The sequence below is a fragment of the Bradyrhizobium sp. Ai1a-2 genome, from assembly GCF_000426245.1.
GTDB lineage: Bacteria > Pseudomonadota > Alphaproteobacteria > Rhizobiales > Xanthobacteraceae > Bradyrhizobium.
This window is the reverse complement of sequence record NZ_AUEZ01000004.1, coordinates 194,848-214,053: the sequence shown is the minus strand read 5'-3', so window position 1 is coordinate 214,053 and position 19,206 is coordinate 194,848. Positions and strand designations below refer to the sequence as shown.

Below are 19,206 nucleotides of genomic sequence, written 5' to 3'. Positions count from 1 at the left end.
CGAAAGCTTTACCAGTGCATGATCCATGTCGAGGATCGCGTCCAGCCGGGAGCGCAGAAGATCGGCCTGTCCGCTGTCGCGTCGTTCCTTTGGCTTCATCGTCCCCTCCGGTCAGACCGAGGGAATCACGACGCGCGATTCGGCGGTATCCTCAAATGCAGATTTGCAAGCTTTTGCGGCGTCAAACCCCGAAAGCTTGCAATCTCAAACCCCCTCACGACCGAAAAATCGACTCCACATCAATGGCTTGGGCGATTCTTCACGGACGACTGGAGCAACAGGCGGCCGACGCGCTGCGCCGTGCACGCCGGCTTCCCGTCGGCGCCGACCGCAACGATCTTCGCCAGCTTGCCGTCGGCCTGCTGTGGCTGCACCGCCGTGGCATGGAGGCTCTGCTCGAGGGTCGTCACCGGGGGTTTTCGCGGCTGTCCCCCTCTCTTTCCGAGACAGTGCTGGATTGACGCTCCCACCAACGGAAGCATCGGGCAACGCGACGCAAAATCCTCGCCGCATCATTCCGGCTGCCAGAGATCGGATAGACCATTTTCGGTTCTGATTGGATCAGAACCGAAGCTCTAGATTCTTGTTTTGACGCGTTTTCTTTACGCGAACCGATGTCCACTTCGCTCGAAAACGCTCTAACTGCTCGGCCTGACCAGATCAATCCGCGACCAGATCAATCCACCCGGTGAAACGTCGCAAATTCCCGCCCGACCTGCATCGCGCGCTTGTGCTTGAAACGCCGATAGTCGTCGATCGCCTTGTTCGACAGCAGAAGGCGCCGCCGCTCTCCCCGCAGCACCATCAATTCGATATCGTCCACGAGAAAGCGGCTCGCGACTACGGCATCTTCGAGTTCACCGGTGCGCTCGAGAAAATCCCAGGCGATCTGCACCGAATCTTCGATCAATATGGACAAGGGCTCAGTCATGGTCTCCTCGCGATGAAAACGCGCGGAAACGACGTCCGTTCCTGGTTCGAAACGGGCGCGACGCTATCATGCTGTCGCGCAACTCCATGCGTACGGATCCGCAAACGCGGCTCCGCTCGCGAGGCGCTCAATCCTTCTTCGGTCGCGCAGCCGGCTGGCGTTTCAGGTGCTCTCTGACGTCTGGGAGCCGCTCGCTGCCACCGGCAGCCTTCCACTGACCGATCAGCACGCTCATCTCCGAACGCATGGCAAGCAGCCGGCACGCCGCTTCCGTGCAATCGTGATCGTGATTGACCTGGTCGCGGATCACGCCCTCGACGACGATCATCTCGTCCCGTAACGTACTGATCTTGCGACGAATTTCATTGACTCTATTATCCATGATTTGTTAGAACAAAAATAGAACGAAAAGTCAAGTCACGGATTTGAGACCACGAGGCCGACCCATGAGGACACCGATGGTGAAGTACGGCGGGGTGCGCGAGCGCGCCAGCGCTCAAATGACCCGCGCCCAGGCATTGCAGTTGAAGGGTCTTGCGGAGGAGGCCTACCAGCCCAAGCAGTACGCGCGAGATCTCAGCTTTGATGAAGCCGAGCGGCGCATTCATGCGCTCGAGGCAGAAATAGCCCTGGCGGATTCGTTCTAGCCGATGGTGAGAGCCCCTCGCCGTGCCGGAACGAGATTTCTCGGCGAGGATAGCCGACGATACGGGGCCAGGCGGCCCGTTTCCTTTCAGAGGAGTCTTGTTCCTTTCAGAGGAGTCTTGCGCGCACGAACAGAGCGCGCAGCGCATTTGTCGCCGGGATCGCCAGCATCGCGTTGTCGGCGGCTTTCTCCAGCGCGCTGACTGCTTCATCATGCAGCGTGCGAAATTCCATCCACTCCACCGAATTCAGATTGGTGATGAAGCGGTAAGCCTGGCCGACGGTCGCGATCGTGACCGTCTCGCCGTTCAGCTTGATCTTGAACGTCGCCTTCAGCGGTGTGTCGGAACTCGATACGTCACCCATGACCCGGTTGTGCAACGGGCGTAGCCAAAGTCAATCTAATTCTGGCTCCCGCCACTGACGTTCATCCGCACTGGCTCGACATCTGTTAGCTTTCTCCGGGGTGATTCGTGCTCGCGGACAGCAAAGACACATATCTGGAAGCGCTTAATCCTGCGCAACGGCGCGCCGTCGAGCACGGCGTCGGGCCGCATGGAACCATTGGCGCGCCGCTTCTGGTGATCGCCGGCGCCGGATCAGGCAAGACCAACACGCTGGCCCACCGCGTCGCGCATCTGATCGTCAGCGGCGCTGACCCACGCCGCATCCTTCTGATGACCTTCTCGCGCCGCGCCGCGGCGGAAATGACCAAGCGCGTCGAACGGATCGCTCGCCGCGTGCTCGGCGACAACGCCGGCGTCATGACCGACGCTCTCACCTGGTCCGGCACCTTTCACGGCATCGGCGCGCGGCTGTTGCGGGAATATTCCGAGCGGATCGGGCTCGATCCTGCCTTCACCATCCATGACCGCGAGGATTCCGCCGACCTCATCAACCTGGTCAGGCACGACCTCGGCTTCTCCAAAACCGAGAGTCGCTTCCCGACCAAGGGCACGTGCCTTTCGATCTACTCCCGCTGCGTCAATTCAGAGACGCCGATCGAGGGCGTATTAGGCACGTTCTACCCCTGGTGCTCGGGCTGGGCGAGCGAACTGAAGCGGCTGTTCGCCGCCTACGTCGACGCCAAGCAGCAGCAGAACGTGCTCGATTATGACGACCTCCTGCTCTATTGGGCGCAGATGGTGACCGACGCTGCGCTTGCCGACGAGATTGGCGGCCGTTTCGATCATGTCATGGTCGACGAATACCAAGACACCAACCGCCTGCAATCGTCGATCCTGCTCGCGCTGAAACCCGGAGGGAGCGGACTCACGGTCGTCGGCGACGACGCGCAGTCGATCTATTCGTTCCGCGCTGCCACGGTCCGCAACATCCTGGACTTTCCGGACCAGTTTACGCCGAGGGCAGAGATCATCACACTCGATCGCAACTATCGTTCGACCGAGCCGATCCTGTCGGCCGCAAACGGCGTGATTGCACTGGCCAAGGAGCGCTTCACCAAGAATCTCTGGACCGAGCGGACATCGTCGCGCAAGCCGCAGCTCGCCGCTGTCCGCGACGAGGCCGATCAGGCCCGCTACATCGTCGAGCAGGTCCTGGCGAACCGCGAGGAAGGCGCACTGCTCAAGCACCAGGCCGTCTTGTTTCGCACCTCCTCGCACAGTGGTCCGCTGGAAATCGAACTCACCCGCCGCAATATTCCCTTCGTGAAGTTCGGCGGGCTGAAATTCCTCGATGCCGCCCACGTCAAGGACATGCTGGCGTTGTTGCGCTTCGTAGAGAACCCGCGGGACCGCGTCGCCGGTTTTCGTATCCTGCATCTGTTGCCGGGCGTCGGCCCGAGTTCGGCGCAGCGGGTGCTCGACCGCATGGCCGAGACTGCCGATCCGATTGCCGCACTCTGCACCCTGCCCTCGCCGCCACGCGCCGGCGAAGACTGGAAGGGATTTGTCCGCGCGATCGAGAACCTCCGCTATTCCGAATGGCCCGCCGATATCGAACGGGCACGGCTGTGGTACGAGCCGCATCTCGACCGCATCCATGAGGACGCCGAGGTCCGTCGCGCGGATTTGGTCCAGCTCGAGCAGATCGCGAGCGGCTATCCATCGCGCGAGCGCTTCCTGACCGAACTCACCCTCGACCCGCCGGATGCGACCAGCGACCAGGCCGGTCCGCCCCTGCTTGACGAGGACTATCTGATCCTCTCGACGATCCATTCCGCCAAGGGACAGGAATGGAAGTCGGTCTTCGTGCTCAACGTCGTCGACGGCTGCATGCCGTCGGATCTCGGCGCCGGCACCAGCGCCGAGCTCGAAGAGGAGCGCCGCCTGCTCTACGTCGCCATGACCCGCGCCAAGGATGATCTGCACCTGATCCTGCCGCAGCGCTTCTTCGTGCACGGCCAGAGCGCCAAGGGCGACCGGCACATGTACGCCTCACGCACGCGGTTCATTCCGGAAAGGCTGGTGCCGTTGTTCGAGCGCACCGTCTGGCCGATCGCTCGCCCGGCGACCACTGGGCCGGCAGGTCGTGCAGCGCCTGTCGACATCCGCGCCAAGATGCGGGGGATGTGGCGCTAGCCGGGACGGTGATCGGGAACGATCCCTACCGCGCCACGTTGATGCCAAGTCCAAAACATTTGCGACGGCTCCCGTGGCGGATAACGAAGCCGCGCTAACCATCCTCCGATGACCGATCGTGAAAACCTTCCCCTGCGCAGCGCGCCTATCCCCTCGAGAAGATCTGCTTGAGGTAGCAGAGCCCCTCGTAAGTCAGCCGCGTCTCGCGGGTCTCGCCTTTCGCCACTTCGCCTTCCAGGAACGTCTCGAGCTCCGGAAGCGCGCGTTCGAACTTCTCCGTGATGCCCATCATCACGCAGGTTTCCTTGATGCGTTCGATCGGTTTTTCAAGAACGTCGATTTGAACCATCGCCTTCAAATTCATGATCCCACGCTTTGTTCCGACCGCCGCGGCACAAGCCCGCCGCCGGTCTCGGAGAATCATCTGGTAATCGCTTAACTGGCCACGAGTCTACTTGCCATGCGTGTCAGCAAGAAGAATGAGCGATCGGACAAGGCGGCGCGGCTGTGGCCTCTGCTCGCTCTGAATTTCTTTATGGCGGACATGCAGTCCGGCATCGGGCCATTCGTCGGCGTCTTCCTGCAGGCGCATGGCTGGGCGAGCGGCTGGATCGGGACCGTGATGACGATTGGCAACGTCGCGGGCATGCTGATCACGACCCCGATCGGCGGCTTCATCGATGCAAGCCGGCACAAGCGAGCCTGGGTGATCGTGCCGGGCGTCGCCGTCGTCATCGGCTCGGCCCTCATTCTGCTCTCGCAGAACTTCTGGGCTGTCGCCGCATCGCAAATCGCGACCTCGCTTGCCGGCGCCGCCATCGTTCCCGCGGTTACCGGCATCACGCTCGGCATCGTCAGGCAGAAAGGCTTCAACCGGCAGAACGGTCGAAACCAGGCCTTCAACCATGCCGGCAACATGGTCGGCGCGGCCGCATCGGGCTATCTCGGCTGGAAATACGGCTACACGGCCGTGTTCCTGCTGGCCGCGCTCTTCGGCGCCATTGCGATCGCCTGCGTCCTCCTGATCCCGCCTGATGCCATCGACAACAACGCCGCGCGCGGCAGCAAAGAGGATGACCCGGAGAGCCAGCCAAGCGGCTTCACCGTGCTGGCCAGACACAAGCCGCTGCTCGTCCTCGCAGTGGCGCTGGCCGCTTTTCATCTCGGCAATGCCGCGATCATTCCGCTCTATGGATTGGCGGCGGTTGCCGACGGCTATGCCAAGGGGCCGGATTTCGTGGCGACCACGATCGTGATCGCGCAGGCCGTCATGGTCGTGACCTCGATCGTTGGCATGCGCGCGGCCGAAAGCCGCAGCTATTGGCCGGTGCTGCTCGCGTCCTTCCTGGTGCTGCCCGTGCGCGGCGTCCTGGCGTTCTTCCTGACGGGATGGTGGGGCGTGCTGCCCGTGCAAATTCTTGACGGCATTGGCACCGGCCTGCAGAGCGTCGCAGTCCCGGGAATGGTCGCCCGCTCGCTGAACGGGACCGGCCGCATCAATCTCGGACAGGGTGCGGTGATCACCGTTCAGGGTGTCGGCGCCTCGCTGAGCCCCGCGCTCGGCGGCTGGATCGCGCAATGGATCGGCTTCCCGCCGACATTTGTCCTGCTCGGCGCACTCGGCCTGGTCTCGGTCGCGCTGTGGGTCGGCTTCGCTTCCGAAATGAAGAAATACTGATGCCCGCTGGCCCGCTCTGGTTCCGGCACGCCGGAATGCTTAGATCGGGATGACCACCCCTCCGCCGATGTCCCCCTGTGAAGAAATCCGTGGTCACCCTTATCCTGCTGATTGTCGTTCCGCTTGGCTTTTCGACCGTCACCTATTTGCTCGGAGACAGGCGCGTCAATTGGCAGACGGCCGACCGTTCGAGCGCTGGCCTGTTGCCGAAAGCCTCAGAACATCCGGACGCCGTCATCCGCGTCTATGCTGCGCGCACTGTGCGCTGGCGCGGGATTTTCGCGGTCCACACCTGGATCGTGGTCAAGGAACGGGATGCGCCGCGTTACAGCCGCTATGACTACACGGCGTGGGGGGCACCGATCCGGGCCGACGGATTCGTAGCCGACGGCCGATGGTTCGGCGCCGTACCGGAATCAATCGTGAGTGTGGACGGCGCGAGCGCCGAGCCGCTGATCCCGAAGATCAGGGCGGTTATCGAGAATTACAGATTTCGCGACTATGGCGATTACAGCGCCTGGCCAGGTCCGAACTCGAACACTTTTGTGCAGGCGACGCTCGACGCCGTCCCTGAGCTGCAGGCGGTGCTGCCGCCGACGGCGATCGGCAAGGACTATCCTTACCGGGGCGAGTGGTTTGGCCTCACTGCGTCACGTACCGGTGTCTTCGCCACATTGGGCGGCTATCTCGGTCTGACAATCGGCTGGATCGAAGGGATCGAGCTGAACTTGCTCGGCGGAGTTCTCGGCATCGATATCCGTCGCCCGGCCCTGAAGTTCCCCGGCATCGGCCGGCTCGGCCTGCCGCTGGCTCAGGCATAGCTGGCTGCCGGGTTATCATCGGAAAAGGCATCACTCGCGGAGTATTTCCTTGCCTGTTCTCAATCACACGACCAGCGCCGCCTTGGGGTTCATTCTCCTGCTTGCGTTCCTTGCTCCGCCGATGGATCGGGAGGCGAAGGCGCAAAGCGCGAACGCTGCCGCCGTTGCCAAGCCCGTGTCATTGCCCGACATCGCAATCGGCTCGCCGAAGGCGCCGGTGACGATCACCGAATATGCCTCGATGAGCTGTCCGCATTGCGCGGCATTCGGCGAGAACGTCTTTCCGATGCTGCGTTCGAAATATATCGACACCGGCAAGGTCCGGTTCGTGTTTCGCGAATTCCCGCTCGACATCAAGGCCGCGGCCGCCTCGATGCTGGTGCGTTGCATTGGCAAGGACGACCCGGAAAAGCATTTCGCCGTCATCGAGACGCTGTTCAAGCAGCAGGCCCGCCTGATGGATCAAACGAAGGAAACGCTATTCCTCGTCGGCAAGCTCAACGGGATGAGCGACCAGGAAGTCGAAACCTGCGAGACCGACCAGACGCTGCTCGACAAGATCGCCGCCGACCAGCGCTACGCAATGGAGACGCTCAAGGTCGACGCCACGCCAACCTTCTTCGTCAATGGCGAACGATGGATGGGCGCGATGTCCTACGAAGAGCTGGACAAGAAACTCAAGACCCTGCTCAAGCGCTAACACTCCCCGCTCTCGCATATGCGATTGTGCAGAGCGGCATGCATCGTCTCATTGTCACAACGCAGATGTGCCCCGCGCGCCGGTGGGCTTGCCGTTCGCCGCGGCTCAAGGATAGCTTCGCTGCCCATAGGCGGGGCGATGGCGCGACGTCCGCTTGAATCAAAATGAACAGGCGCCAAGGGGAAACGCCATGTTCGAGATTCTCGATCGCCAGAGGAGTCTGTCCGGCAACCAGATCAAGATCCTTTCGGCTGCCATCATCGGCGACGCGCTGGAATTCTTCGATTATTTCCTGATCGGCTTCGTGCTCGCCTTTCTGATCGGACCGTGGAAGCTCACTTTCGGACAGTCGGCGACGGTGCTGATGAGCTCCGGCATCGGCGCAATCATCGGGGCCTATGTCTGGGGATGGCTCGCCGACCGCGTCGGCCGCCGGATCGTGTTCATCGGCACCGTACTCAACTTCTCCATCGCCACGGGCCTTCTGTACTTCACCCCCGATAACGGCTGGATCTATCTCGCGGTCCTGCGGTTCTTCGTCGGTACCGGTGTCGGCGGGCTCTATTGCGTGGACCTGCCGCTGGTGCAGGAGTTCGTGCCCTCGCACAAGCGCGGCTGGGTCGGCGGCCTCGTCACCTGCGTGATCCCGCTCGGCGTCGGGCTCGGTGCCGTCCTTGGTGCCTTCATGGGCTCCGACCAGTGGCGGCTCATGTTCGCGATCGGCGTGCTGCCGTCCCTGCTCGTGTTGCTGGTCAGGCTCTGGGTTCCCGAGAGCCCGCGCTGGCTGTGCCGCCAGGGCCGCTACGAGGAAGCCCGCAAATCGCTCGCCTGGGCGCTGCAGGTCGAGCCGTCCTCCCTCCCGCTGCCGACGGCGGCCGATGCCGGCCCGGTGATCAAGACGAGCTGGCTCGATCTCTTCAAATATCCGCGCAGCCTGATCGTCTCCTGGCTCGGCAATGCCGGCGCGCAGACCGGCGTGTATGGCATCACCCTGTGGGCGCCGGCGCTGTTCGTGCTGATCCTGAAGGTGACGCCGCAGGAAGCCGCCAAGATGATGATCCTGCTCAGCATCTCCGGCTTCCTCGGCCGCATCTCCTTCTCCTTTCTCTCGGAGCTTCTGGGACGGCGGACCTCCGGCGGCCTGCTCGGCTTCGGCGCGGGCGCGCTGACGATCATCGCGGGCTATCATTACGACGCGACGCTGTTCGGCGTTTCGGCGTTCTGGCTGCTCCTGGCCCTGGCATTCTTCTTCGCCGATGGCGGCTTTGCCATTGTCGGGCCCTACGCGGCCGAGGTCTGGCCCTCGCATCTGCGCACCACCGGCATGGGCTCGGCCTATGGCTTCGGCGGCATCGGCAAGATCATCGGTCCGGTCGGCCTCGCGCTGATCGTCGGCTCGAGCAACTACCTGAAGCCCGACGTGCCGCTGACGCAAATCCCGACCGCCTTTGTCTATCTCGGGTGCTGGTTCCTGATGGCCGGCCTTGTCTATTACTTCCTCGGCATCGAGACCAAGGGCAAGTCGATCGAACAGATCGATCGCGAGCTGACGGCCGGAGACGACGTGGCGGCGGCCGCGTCGGTTCGGCAAGCCTGAAGGACGGCGACCCATGATCGCGACGTCTGCTGAACTTGTGGGCGATCCAGCCGTGATCGCCCGCGCGAAAGCTGTCCAGCCGCTGGTTGCATCGGCTGCGAACGAGATCGAGCAAACGCGCCGGTTGCCGCCGGCGCTGCTCGACCAGCTCCATGACGCCAGGCTGTTTCGCCTGTTGCTGCCGCGGTCGTCACAGGGGATCGAGACCGATCCCCTCACCTTCTTCCAGGTGATGGAGACCATCGCGCAGGCCGATGCCTCGACGGCGTGGTGCCTCAGCCAGGCCGGCGGTTGCGCGATGGCGGCCGCCTATCTCGATTTGCCGGTCGCGCAAGCGGTGTTCGGCGATGCCCGTGCGGTGCTGGCCTGGGGTCCCGGCCCAAGGGTGAAGGCGGTCGAATGCGACGGTGGCTACCGGGTCACCGGCGTCTGGTCGTTCGCTTCCGGCGGCCGACACGCCACCTGGCTCGGCGCGCATTGCCCGGTCTATGCGGCCGACGGTTCGCCGAAACGCGACGCCCACGGTGCGCAGATCGAGCGCACCATGCTGGTGCGGACCGAGGACGTCGAATGGACCGACATCTGGAACACGGTCGGCCTGCGCGGCACCGCCAGCGACCAGTTCACGCTGAGCGACTTCTTCGTCCGCGCGGACTATTCGATCACCCGCGAATTCGAGCGCGAACGCCGCGAGGGCGGCCCGCTCTACCGGATGGGGTCAGGCACCTGCTACCAGGTCGGCTTTGCCGGCGTCGCCTGCGGCATCGCCCGCGGTGCGCTCGACAATTTCGTCGATGTGGCGCGCAACAAGGTGCCGCGCGGCGCCAAAAGCCCGCTGCGCGACAACGCGGTGGTGCAGTCCGGCCTGGCCCAAGCCGAAGTCCATCTGCGTGCCGCGCGCGGCTTCGTGCTGCAGTCGATGGCCGACATCTGGAAGGACCTGATTGCCGGCAACGACATTACGGTCGAGCAGCGGATCACCATCCGCATGGCCGCCACTCACGCCATCCACAAGGCGCGCGAGGCGGTCGACTTCACCTACAATGCTGCGGGCGCAACCGCGATCTTCGAAGGGCATCCGCTCGAGCGCCGCTTCCGCGACATCCACACCGTGACCCAGCAATTGCAGGGCCGGCTCAGCCATTTCGAAACCGTCGGTGCCTGGATGATGGGTGCCGATTGCGACCTCACCTTCGTCTAGCTTTCAGGAGAACATCATGCCGCTTGGCGCACTGCAGCACTTCACGATCGAACCCCAGGATCTCGAGAAGACCAAGAACTTCTATTGCGACGTACTGGGTCTCGAGAACGGCGACCGCCCGCCGCTCGATTTCCCGGGCTACTGGCTCTATTCCGGCGGCGTCGCCACCGTGCACCTGATGGGCACCCGCAAGCCCCGCGAGGGCATCGTGGTCCGCGGCACCGAGAAAAAATACGAGGACACCGGCCGGCTCGACCACATCGCCTTTTCCGCCACCGACGTCGACGGCGTGCGCAGGCGTCTGCGGCAGCATGACATCCAGTTCCGCGAAAGCATCGTGCCGCGCACCGGCGACACCCAATTCTTCCTTTATGACCCCGACGGCGTCGGCGTGGAACTCAATTTCGCCAAGGCCTGAGCCTTCCGCGGCTGCAGCTTTTCGGACCATGCGATCGGCCAGCCTGCGTGCTGGCCGAAGCCATTTATGGCGTGGCACCAAAGGGTTCCCGACAAGACCTTCAATCAGCCATAAGTCGGGCGTGAATCGGCCGGCGTTTCTTCAACATTGCATGGCGATTGAGGGGGCCGCGCCGCTGCGGCAGGATAGCCGGGTGCCGCGCCTTCAACCTACCCCAGGGCATGGTTGCCCGGCTATTCGTGGCGGCCGTCGAGACGCACCTCCGCTCAATCCAGCCCCCGCTCGTGGCTCAAGCGGACCATTTCATTGATGAAGATCTGCTTCTGCTTGTCGTCGAGGCTCGCATACAGCGGCTCGGCGGCATCGGCCACGTTGCGCTGGTCGACCGCACGGTCGTTGAGGAACTGGGCCTCATTGCGCATCTGTTCGATGACGTCGTCCGGCGGGTCGCGTTTGGCGCGGGCAACGCGGAGGTTCACGCGATCGGCGCCGTTGTGACCGAGATAGTGCATCGCACTATTGAAGCCCGCCCAATGCTGCTCCTGCTCCGGCGTGAGGTTCAGCTCCTTCTTGATCCGCTCGATGTTGGAGTCGCTGTTGGAGACGATCTGTTCGGCCGTGAGCTGCGGCACGCCTGCTTGGGTCAGCATCTGCGCCGGTTGCTTGGCGGCCTTGTCCTTGGCTGCCTTTGCGGCCTTGCTCCTGGCTGGAGCGCTTTGCTTGTCGGCTGGCGCCGGGTTGCTGCCAGGGTTGGTGCCGGTCAGCACGCCGGTCACCCCGGTGACCACGCCAACCACACCTCCGATCGCGCCGCCCAACACGCCACCGACCGGCCCAGCGGCCTTGCTGCCTTCACGGGCGCCCTGCTGGACGCCCTGAACCAACCCTTGCGCCTCCGCGCGCGGCGGCGTGTTGACGCACAGGATGGCCGCCGCCGCCAGCATGGCGCAGAGCCTCAAGCGCACACGCAGCTTCGATACCAGGCTTGGCATTATCGGAGTCTCCATGATCGATCGTGGGTTTCCAGTCTGACGTTCGATTGCGGCTGAAGCGCCGCCATTTTCGGACTTTATAGTTCTCGCTGTGAGCAGGTCTACCGTCGCGCCCGTTCGGGCCAAAGGCGAAAAGCTGCGAGAGACCCCGACCGCGGACTTCGCGGGTCTGCGGCCGCTCGCGTGCGCCGCAAAACGATTCTCGCCGGCGCCCTGCTGCAAGCATAGCGCGAAGATTAACAGATGCGACTGCCTGCGATTTGTACACAACGTTAGTTCTACGAAAGCATGCACCTGGTTTCTCGACAGGCGCCAACAATTCTGCTCTGATCTATTACAAGGAAATCGCCCCGTCGCCTCGAATGCGGCGAGCCAAAAAACAAAAACGAGAATTCGCAAGCCTTTGACCGTCGGCTCACCAGGGAGGGAACGCCATGTCACGGAAGAAGCTGTCTCGACGAGAATTTGTTGCGGCTACAGCGCTGTCATCGGCAGCGCTGATTACGGCTCCTTACATCCGCGGCGCATATGCCGCAGGCAAGCTCTCGATCGCCTTCTGGGATCACTGGGTGCCAGGCGCCAACAAGGCTTCGACCGAGATCGTCAACGAGTGGGCCGAGAAGGAGAAGGTCGAGGTCACCATCGACTACATTCCTAGCCAAGGAAACAAGAACATCCTGACGATTGCCGCTGAAGCCCAGGCAAAATCAGGCCACGACATTTTCCAGATGCCGACCTGGTGGCCGCATGCAAATGCCGAATTGCTGGAACCCGTGAACGACATCATGGAGCCGCTCATCAAGCAGAACGGCAACGTGAACGGCACCGTCACCTACCTCGGTCAGGCCAACGGCAAGTGGCTTGGCGTCCCCGCCTCCGTCGGCAGTCAGATCAAGGGTCCTTGCTCGCGTATCGACCTGATGAAGAAGCACGCCGGCATTGACGTGCAGGAAATGTATCCGGCCGGTTCACCGCCCAAGGCCGACAACTGGACCTTCGATACGTTCTTGAAGGCGGCCGAGGCCTGTCACAAGGCCGGTGTGCCGTTCGGCATCGGGCTCGGCGAGACCAGCGACAATGTCGACACGGCCGGCGCGATCTTCCAGTCTTTTGGTGCGCATCTCGTCGACGCCAAGGGCAATCTTACGGTCAAGACTGATGCGGTGCGCCAATCGCTCGAATTCTACAAAAAACTGCTCGCCTTCCTGCCACCAGACGTCCCCTCATGGGACGACGCCTCCAACAACAAATGGCTCGTCTCCGGCAGGGGCGCTCTGATCATGAACCCGCCAAGCGCCTGGGCCGTCGCCAAGCGCGATGCGCCGCAGGTGGCCGAGCAGTGCTGGACCCATGGCTTCCCGGCCGGGCCAAAAGGCCGCTTTGCGCCCTATCTGCCTTTCTTCTGGAGCATCTGGTCGTTCTCGAAGAACAAGGAAGCCGCCAAGAGCTTGCTGGTCCAGCTGTCCAAGCCGGACTCGATCGAGAAGATGGTGGTCGCCAGCGGTGGCTATGACCTCCCGGCCTACGAAAAGCTGACGACGCTGAAAGTCTGGCAGGAGGAAGGCCCGCCCAAGGGCACGCTCTACCACTACCCGAATCCCTACAATCACCAGACGCTGTCGATCGCGGCTTCACCGGCTCCGCCCAAGATCGCGCAGCAGATCTACTTCCAGGCGACGCTGACCAAGATGTGCCTGAGGTACTACCAAGGTGAAAGCATGGAAAAGACGCTCGCTTGGGCCGAAGGCGAGTGTGAAGGCTTCATGCGCAGCTGACGTGAGATGCATCGCTTGGCGGTGGCCGCGGCCGCCGCCAGGGACGCATCGTTTGCAGCTGCCCTCGCTCTTTTTCGTTTAAAGAACCATCCGCGCCAAGGAAATGCATCATGGTTGATGTCGCATTTCAACAGAACCGCGTTCAGGCGACGAAAGCCGCGCGCAGACGCAACGGTTTGCACAAGGCGCTAAAGCGCAAGTCGACCGTCGCGTTCCTGATGACGCTGCCGCTGATTCTTCTGATAGCCGTACTCGTGGTCTATCCGGCCTTCTACTCCCTGCATCTGGCGACGCTGAACAAGTCGATGACGAAGTTCGTCGGCCTCGGCAATTTCGAGTTCCTGTTCAAGCGCGACACGTTCTGGCTGGTCGTCAAGCAGTCCTGCATCTTCGCGATCTCGGCCGTGATCTTCAAGGCGCTGATCGGCTTCATCGTCGCGCATTTCGTGCACAATGTTCCCGCCAACAAGCAGCGCAGATGGCGCGGCATGCTGCTGGTGCCCTGGGTGATCCCGCCGGCGATGAGCACACTCGCCTGGCTCTGGCTGTTCGATCCGTCGTACAGCGCCTTCAACTACACGCTAGCCCTCTTCGGCATCGGGCCGATCCCGTGGACGGGCGATGCCAACTGGGCGCGCTTCTCGGTGATCCTCGTCAACGTCTGGTACGGCGCCCCCTTCTTCATGATCATGTATCTGGCGGCGTTGAAATCGGTGCCGGAACAGCTCTATGAGGCGGCCGCGATCGACGGCGCCAATTGGTGGCAGCGCATCTGGTATGTGACGCTTCCGATGATGCGCAACATCATCGCGATCACGACGCTGTTCTCGCTGATCGTGACCTTCGCCAATTTCGACATCGTGCGCATCCTCACCGCCGGCGGCCCGCTCGATCATACCCACATCTTCGCGACCTGGGCGTTCCGGGTGGGCATCGAGGGCAGCGACATTCCGCTCGGCGCCAGCGTCTCGCTGTTCATGGTGCCGATCCTCGCGGTCGCCGCGATATTCATCCTGCGTGATGTCTCCAAGCGGGGGAACGAAGCCTGATGAGCGCAATCACCGTCGACAAGGCCGGACCGACCCGCAAGGTCAAATATGGCAGCATCAGCCGCGACCGCGCCTGGGCGCTGCGCTGGTCGTACTTCTTCCTGATCTTGTTCGCGATCCTGTCGCTGACGCCGCCGCTCTACATGCTCATCACTTCGCTGAAGAGCAGCGCCGAGATCTCGGCGGCGACCAATCCATGGTGGGTGTATCATCCGACGCTTGAGAACTACATCGGGTTGCTGACATCGAACCAGTTCCTGCGCTTCTTCTGGAATTCGGCCTGGGTCTCGATCTTTGTGGTGACCATCACCATGCTGATCAGCGTGCCGGCGGCCTTTGCACTGGCGCGAATGAAGTTCTGGGGCTCGGCCACGCTCGCGACCGGCGTGTTCCTGACCTACCTCATTCCGGACACGCTGTTGTTCATCCCGCTGTTCAAGATGTTCGCGCTGTTCGGCGACTACACGGGTATTCAGCTCGTCAACCGCTGGTACGTGCTGCTGATCATCTATCCGACGCTGACGGTGCCGTTCTGCACCTGGATCATGATCGGCTATTTCGCCTCGATCCCGAAGGAGCTGGATGAGGCGGCGATCATCGACGGCGCGTCCTGGTTCCAGACGTTGACGCGAATCTTCATTCCGGTCGCGCTGCCCGGCCTGATCGCGGCGACGATCTTCGCCTTCACGGTCTCCTGGGCCCAGTTCCTCTATCCCCTGGTGTTCACGACCTCGACCGACCAGCTCGTGCTGCCGGTCGGCATTATCACCACCCTGATCAAGGGCGACGTGTTCAACTGGGGACAGATCATGACCGGGGCACTACTCGGCGCCGCGCCGCCACTGATCATCTACGCCTTCCTGATGGACTATTACATTGCCGGCCTGACCGCCGGCGCGACAAAGGGTTGAACGCATGGCCGAAGTCTCGCTGCGAAAAGTCGTGAAACGTTATGACGAGGTCGAAGCGGTGCGCGGCATCGATCTCGACATCGCCGACCATGAGTTCGTGGTGCTGGTTGGCCCATCCGGCTGCGGCAAGTCGACCACGCTGCGGATGATCGCGGGACTGGAAGACATCTCGGACGGCGATATCACGATCGGCGGCGACATCGTCAACGACGTGCCGCCGAAGGACCGCGACATCGCAATGGTGTTCCAGAACTACGCGCTCTACCCGCATATGACGGTGGCCGAGAACATGTCGTTCGGGCTACGGCTGAAGCATTATCCCAAGGCCGAAATCAAGAGCCGGGTGGCGGAAGCCGCGCGCATGCTCGACATCACCGACCTGATCGACCGCAAGCCGAAGCAGCTCTCCGGCGGCCAGCGCCAGCGTGTCGCCATGGGCCGCGCCATCGTGCGCAATCCCAAGGTGTTCCTGTTCGACGAACCCCTGTCGAATCTCGATGCCAAACTGCGCGTGCAGATGCGGATCGAGATCAAGAAGGTGCATCAGAAGGTCCGCACCACCACCGTCTACGTGACTCACGACCAGGTCGAGGCCATGACGCTCGCCGATCGCGTGGTGGTGATGAACCACGGCCGCATCGAGCAGATCGGCACGCCAAACGAGCTCTATCACAAGCCGGCGACCCGTTTCGTCGCCAGCTTCATCGGATCGCCGGCGATGAACTTCGTGCCCTGCCGGCTCGAGGATGTCGGCGGCCGGCTGCATGTGCGCCTGACCGACCGCCTTGCCTTTCCGGTGCCGCCGGCACGTGCCGCCCGCTACCAGGCGGTGCCGCGCAGCGAAAAGCTTCTGCTCGGAATGAGGCCGGAACACGTCACCGAGGCCCGGCCGCATACCGAGCCTGGGATCGAGCCGTTCGACGCCGTGCTCGACGTCACTGAGCCGATGGGCATGGAAACCCTGGTCTATTTCACCCTGGAAGGCACCCAGATCTGCGGCCGGGTCAATCCCAATGCCGGCGCGCAGGATGGCGCCCCGCTCCGCTTGGCTGTGGACCTCAACAACATGCATTTGCTAAACGAGGTGACCGGCGTCGTCCTTTAGAGCATGGCGGGGAAAAGTGGAAACCGGTTTTCCGAAAAGGCCATGCTTAAATATAGAGATAGGATCATGGTCCGATTCCATGGAATCGGACCACGATCTGACGGCGCGAGATGCAATAGCCAAGGGCAGGAAATGGCCACCAACAAGAAGAAGATTTTTGTCACCCAGACACTCTCACCGGGAGCGCGGGCTCTCCTCAACGAACGGGACGACGTCGAACTCGTCGAATTTCCCAACCTGATCACCGCCAAGGATTTCGAGGCCCTGCTGAAGCAGCATGCGCCGGTACATGGTGTCGCCCTTGGCCCTACCCCTTTCGGTGAGCCAGAGCTCGATGCGTCCGGAGACATGAAGGTGGTGACGCGGATCGGCGTCGGCTACGACGCGGTCGACGTCCCCGCGCTCTCGCGCCGCAAGGTGCCACTGATGGTAGCGGGCACGGCAAACTCGCCGTCGGTGGCCGAACAGGCCCTGTTCATGATGCTGACCCTGGCCAAGCGCGCGCAGGAAATGCATGCCGTGGTCAGGGACGGCACCTGGGCGAACCGGCTCGGCGTGCTGCCCTTCGATCTCTACGGCAAGACGGTGTTGATCGTCGGCTTCGGCCGCATCGGCACCCGTACCGCCAAACGGTGCCTGGCGATGGAAATGAAGGTGCTGGTCTATGATCCCTACAAGCCGGCCAGCGAAATCGCGGCCGCCGGCTGCGAGGCGGTAACTGATCTCGACGCGGCGCTGCCGCGTGCTGATTTCATCACCATCCACTGCCCGAAGACACCTGAAACGATCGGCATGTTCAACGCGGCGCGCTTCAGGCTTATGAAGCCGACCGCCTACCTCATCAACACCGCCCGCGGCGGCATCGTCGATGAGAAGGCGCTGCACGACGCGCTGGTGTCGGGCAGGCTTGCCGGCGCCGGCCTTGACGTGTTCGAGCAGGAGCCGCCGCCGGTCGGTCAGCCCCTGCACAGCCTGCCGAACGTGATCATGGCGCCGCACGTTGCCGGCGTCACCATCGAGGCTGTCGACCGGATGAGCGAGCAGACCGCACGCAATATCCTGAGCGTCCTTGACGGCGCGCCCCTGCGCCAGAACGTGGTCAACCTGGACGTGCTAAACTAATCCGCTAAAACCGTCTATCTTCGGACGGGCCGACGACGATCGGCCCGTCACTCGAGCAATGACCCGTGGATACCGGTTCTTCTAAGGGGCGTGCTCCAACAAAAGGGATAGGGACGAAGCGCGCCCGAAGGTGCGCCGTTCGGCTCTAGGTGTGGAATATGGCTTTCAAGGAATTCGGCAATTACGACGCGGTGGGCCTCGCCGAGCTGGTCCGCGACAAGCAGGTGACCGCGCGCGAACTGCTCGACGAAGCGATCGACCGTACGGCCAGGGTTGATCCGGAGATCAATGCCGTCGTCGTCAAGCACTACAACTATGCCGAGCAGCAGATCGAGAAAGGGTTGCCGGACGGGCCGTTCACGGGGGTGCCCTTCCTGCTGAAAGACCTCGATCTCCTGCAGGGCACGCGCACGACCTCCGGCGCCAGCGTCAATCGGGATTTTGTCGCGGACCACAGCAGCACCCTCACCCAGCGCTTCCTCGAAACCGGCGTGACCATCTTCGGCAAGACCTCGAGCCCCGAATTCGGGCTGATGCCGACCACGGAGACCCGCCTGTTCGGGCCGACCCGCAATCCCTGGAATCTCGCGCATTCCTCAGGCGGCTCCTCCGGCGGCGCCGCCGCCGTTGTCGCCGCGCGCATCCTGCCCGTGGCGCATGCCAGCGATGGCGGCGGCTCGATCCGCATCCCTGCTTCCGCCTGCGGCGTGTTCGGCATGAAGCCGAGCCGGGCCCGCAATCCGGTCGGTCCCGACCGCGGCGAAGGCTGGAGCGGCTTTTCGACCGCGCATGTCGTCAGCATCAGCGTGCGCGACAGCGCCGTGATGATGGACGCAATCCACGGTCCGGAGCCGTGGAGCCCGTACATTGCGCCGCCGCCGGCGCGGCCGTTCTCGCAGGAAGTCAGCCGTGATCCCGGCAAGCTTCGCATCTCCTTCACGGACAAATCGCCCTATGGGGACGCGATCGACTCCGAGGTCGCCGCAGCAGTCCGCGACACCGCAAAACTGCTGGCCGACCTCGGCCATCATGTCGAGGAGCGCGCGCCTACCCTTCCCGCCGATCCCGCCGTGGTAATGACCGCCATCGTGAGCGCGAACACTGCGGTCACGGTGCGGACCATCGAGCAGCGCATCGGCCGCGCGGTAACGCGGGACGATCTTGAGATACTGTCGCTCGCCAGCGCCCACAACGCGCAGGGCATCGTTTCGGCGGACTACATCACCATGCAGCTCGCGGCGTTCCAGATCTCGCGCAGTCTTGCGATCTTCTTCGAGGGCTGCGACGTGTTCCTCAGTCCGACGCTCTGCACGCCGCCGATCCGGCTCGGCGAGATCAACACCATGTCGGAGGACCTGGCGCATATCGGGCCGATCCTGCGGCGCTACATGCCGGGTACCTCGATGTTCAACATGTCCGGCCAGCCTGCGATGTCGGTCCCGCTGGCCTGGAGCAAGGACGGCCTGCCGCTTGGCATGATGTTCGCCGCCAAGCTTGGCGAGGAGGCAATGCTGTTCCGCCTGGCCGGCCAGCTCGAGCAGGTGCGGCCCTGGAAGGACAAGCGTCCGCCTATATGTGTGTAGGGGAAAAGCAGCCGCAGAGCCAAAACTCAGCCGCATTCCGGGGTTGAGTAGAGGCGAAGTGTCGGCAACCATGGTTGCCGGCCAGAGCGTGATGACTTCTTCGTCATTCCGCTCTAGCTCTTTGTTTGAGCATGA

20 protein-coding genes are annotated in these 19,206 nt (G+C 62.9%); 14 read left to right on the top strand and 6 right to left on the bottom strand.

Features of this window, described 5'->3' with window-relative positions:
- Positions 1 to 239 precede the first annotated feature (239 nt).
- The 3 genes from K288_RS53520 to K288_RS0105375 form a co-directional block, all read right to left on the bottom strand.
- Positions 240 to 410, bottom strand: coding sequence for a hypothetical protein (locus tag K288_RS53520; RefSeq protein WP_160168937.1), 171 nt, complete (start codon positions 408 to 410; stop codon positions 240 to 242).
- Between the two features lie 266 nt (positions 411 to 676).
- Complete coding sequence (locus K288_RS44740; protein ID WP_051334365.1) at positions 677 to 931, bottom strand: hypothetical protein; 255 nt, start codon at positions 929 to 931, stop codon at positions 677 to 679.
- A gap of 127 nt (positions 932 to 1,058) precedes the next feature.
- Positions 1,059 to 1,259 carry a hypothetical protein gene (locus tag K288_RS0105375; RefSeq protein WP_027578606.1) on the bottom strand — a complete coding sequence of 67 codons (201 nt, stop codon included), beginning with the start codon at positions 1,257 to 1,259 and terminating at the stop codon, positions 1,059 to 1,061.
- Between the two features lie 130 nt (positions 1,260 to 1,389).
- Between K288_RS0105375 and K288_RS0105370 the strand changes: the two genes are divergently transcribed.
- Complete coding sequence (locus K288_RS0105370) at positions 1,390 to 1,578, top strand: DUF3072 domain-containing protein (protein WP_027578605.1); 189 nt, start codon at positions 1,390 to 1,392, stop codon at positions 1,576 to 1,578.
- A gap of 106 nt (positions 1,579 to 1,684) precedes the next feature.
- On the opposite strand, the gene K288_RS0105365 is transcribed toward K288_RS0105370, so the two are convergent.
- Complete coding sequence (locus K288_RS0105365) at positions 1,685 to 1,942, bottom strand: hypothetical protein (protein ID WP_027578604.1); 258 nt, start codon at positions 1,940 to 1,942, stop codon at positions 1,685 to 1,687.
- 107 nt (positions 1,943 to 2,049) lie between these two features.
- On the opposite strand from K288_RS0105365, the gene K288_RS0105360 reads away from it, so the two are divergent.
- On the top strand, positions 2,050 to 4,119 hold the full coding sequence (locus tag K288_RS0105360) for an ATP-dependent helicase (RefSeq protein ID WP_027578603.1): 2,070 nt from the start codon (positions 2,050 to 2,052) through the stop codon (positions 4,117 to 4,119).
- 145 nt (positions 4,120 to 4,264) lie between these two features.
- Here the strand turns inward: K288_RS0105360 and K288_RS0105355 are convergent, their stop codons facing one another.
- Entirely contained in the window at positions 4,265 to 4,483 is a 219-nt protein-coding gene (locus K288_RS0105355; RefSeq protein WP_027578602.1) for a hypothetical protein, read from the bottom strand.
- Between the two features lie 96 nt (positions 4,484 to 4,579).
- Here K288_RS0105355 and K288_RS0105350 point away from each other — a divergent pair, with 96 nt between their 5' ends.
- The 6 genes from K288_RS0105350 (at position 4,580) to K288_RS44735 (ending at position 10,534) form a co-directional block, all read left to right on the top strand.
- Positions 4,580 to 5,797 (top strand): MFS transporter, encoded by a 1,218-nt coding sequence (locus K288_RS0105350; RefSeq protein WP_051334364.1) that lies wholly within the window; start codon positions 4,580 to 4,582, stop codon positions 5,795 to 5,797.
- An 89-nt stretch (positions 5,798 to 5,886) separates the two neighbouring features.
- On the top strand, positions 5,887 to 6,618 hold the full coding sequence (locus tag K288_RS0105345) for a DUF3750 domain-containing protein (protein ID WP_027578600.1): 732 nt from the start codon (positions 5,887 to 5,889) through the stop codon (positions 6,616 to 6,618).
- Between the two features lie 82 nt (positions 6,619 to 6,700).
- Positions 6,701 to 7,318, top strand: coding sequence for a DsbA family protein (locus K288_RS0105340; protein ID WP_244443059.1), 618 nt, complete (start codon positions 6,701 to 6,703; stop codon positions 7,316 to 7,318).
- A 190-nt stretch (positions 7,319 to 7,508) separates the two neighbouring features.
- Entirely contained in the window at positions 7,509 to 8,915 is a 1,407-nt protein-coding gene (locus K288_RS0105335) for an MFS transporter (protein WP_027578598.1), read from the top strand.
- A 13-nt stretch (positions 8,916 to 8,928) separates the two neighbouring features.
- Complete coding sequence (locus tag K288_RS0105330) at positions 8,929 to 10,116, top strand: acyl-CoA dehydrogenase family protein (protein WP_064737296.1); 1,188 nt, start codon at positions 8,929 to 8,931, stop codon at positions 10,114 to 10,116.
- A gap of 16 nt (positions 10,117 to 10,132) precedes the next feature.
- Entirely contained in the window at positions 10,133 to 10,534 is a 402-nt protein-coding gene (locus K288_RS44735) for a VOC family protein (RefSeq protein ID WP_043159330.1), read from the top strand.
- 266 nt (positions 10,535 to 10,800) lie between these two features.
- On the opposite strand, the gene K288_RS0105320 is transcribed toward K288_RS44735, so the two are convergent.
- Positions 10,801 to 11,478, bottom strand: a complete 678-nt coding sequence (locus tag K288_RS0105320) for a Spy/CpxP family protein refolding chaperone (RefSeq protein ID WP_244443056.1) — start codon at positions 11,476 to 11,478, stop codon at positions 10,801 to 10,803.
- A gap of 482 nt (positions 11,479 to 11,960) precedes the next feature.
- Here K288_RS0105320 and K288_RS0105315 point away from each other — a divergent pair, with 482 nt between their 5' ends.
- From K288_RS0105315 to K288_RS0105290, 6 genes are all read left to right on the top strand, one after another.
- Positions 11,961 to 13,301: an extracellular solute-binding protein gene (locus tag K288_RS0105315; protein ID WP_027578595.1), complete on the top strand. Its 1,341-nt coding sequence runs from the start codon at positions 11,961 to 11,963 to the stop codon at positions 13,299 to 13,301.
- A gap of 110 nt (positions 13,302 to 13,411) precedes the next feature.
- Positions 13,412 to 14,350, top strand: coding sequence for a sugar ABC transporter permease (locus tag K288_RS0105310; protein WP_027578594.1), 939 nt, complete (start codon positions 13,412 to 13,414; stop codon positions 14,348 to 14,350).
- Positions 14,350 to 15,261, top strand: coding sequence for a carbohydrate ABC transporter permease (locus tag K288_RS0105305; RefSeq protein WP_027578593.1), 912 nt, complete (start codon positions 14,350 to 14,352; stop codon positions 15,259 to 15,261). The genes K288_RS0105310 and K288_RS0105305 overlap by 1 nt, the downstream gene beginning before the upstream one ends.
- Positions 15,262 to 15,265: 4 nt before the next feature.
- The gene (ugpC, locus tag K288_RS0105300) at positions 15,266 to 16,366 is read left to right on the top strand and encodes a sn-glycerol-3-phosphate ABC transporter ATP-binding protein UgpC (protein WP_027578592.1); all 1,101 of its coding nucleotides are present in this window, start codon (positions 15,266 to 15,268) and stop codon (positions 16,364 to 16,366) included.
- Between the two features lie 132 nt (positions 16,367 to 16,498).
- On the top strand, positions 16,499 to 17,488 hold the full coding sequence (locus K288_RS0105295) for a hydroxyacid dehydrogenase (RefSeq protein WP_027578591.1): 990 nt from the start codon (positions 16,499 to 16,501) through the stop codon (positions 17,486 to 17,488).
- A 158-nt stretch (positions 17,489 to 17,646) separates the two neighbouring features.
- On the top strand, positions 17,647 to 19,071 hold the full coding sequence (locus K288_RS0105290) for an amidase (RefSeq protein ID WP_027578590.1): 1,425 nt from the start codon (positions 17,647 to 17,649) through the stop codon (positions 19,069 to 19,071).
- Positions 19,072 to 19,206 lie beyond the last annotated feature (135 nt).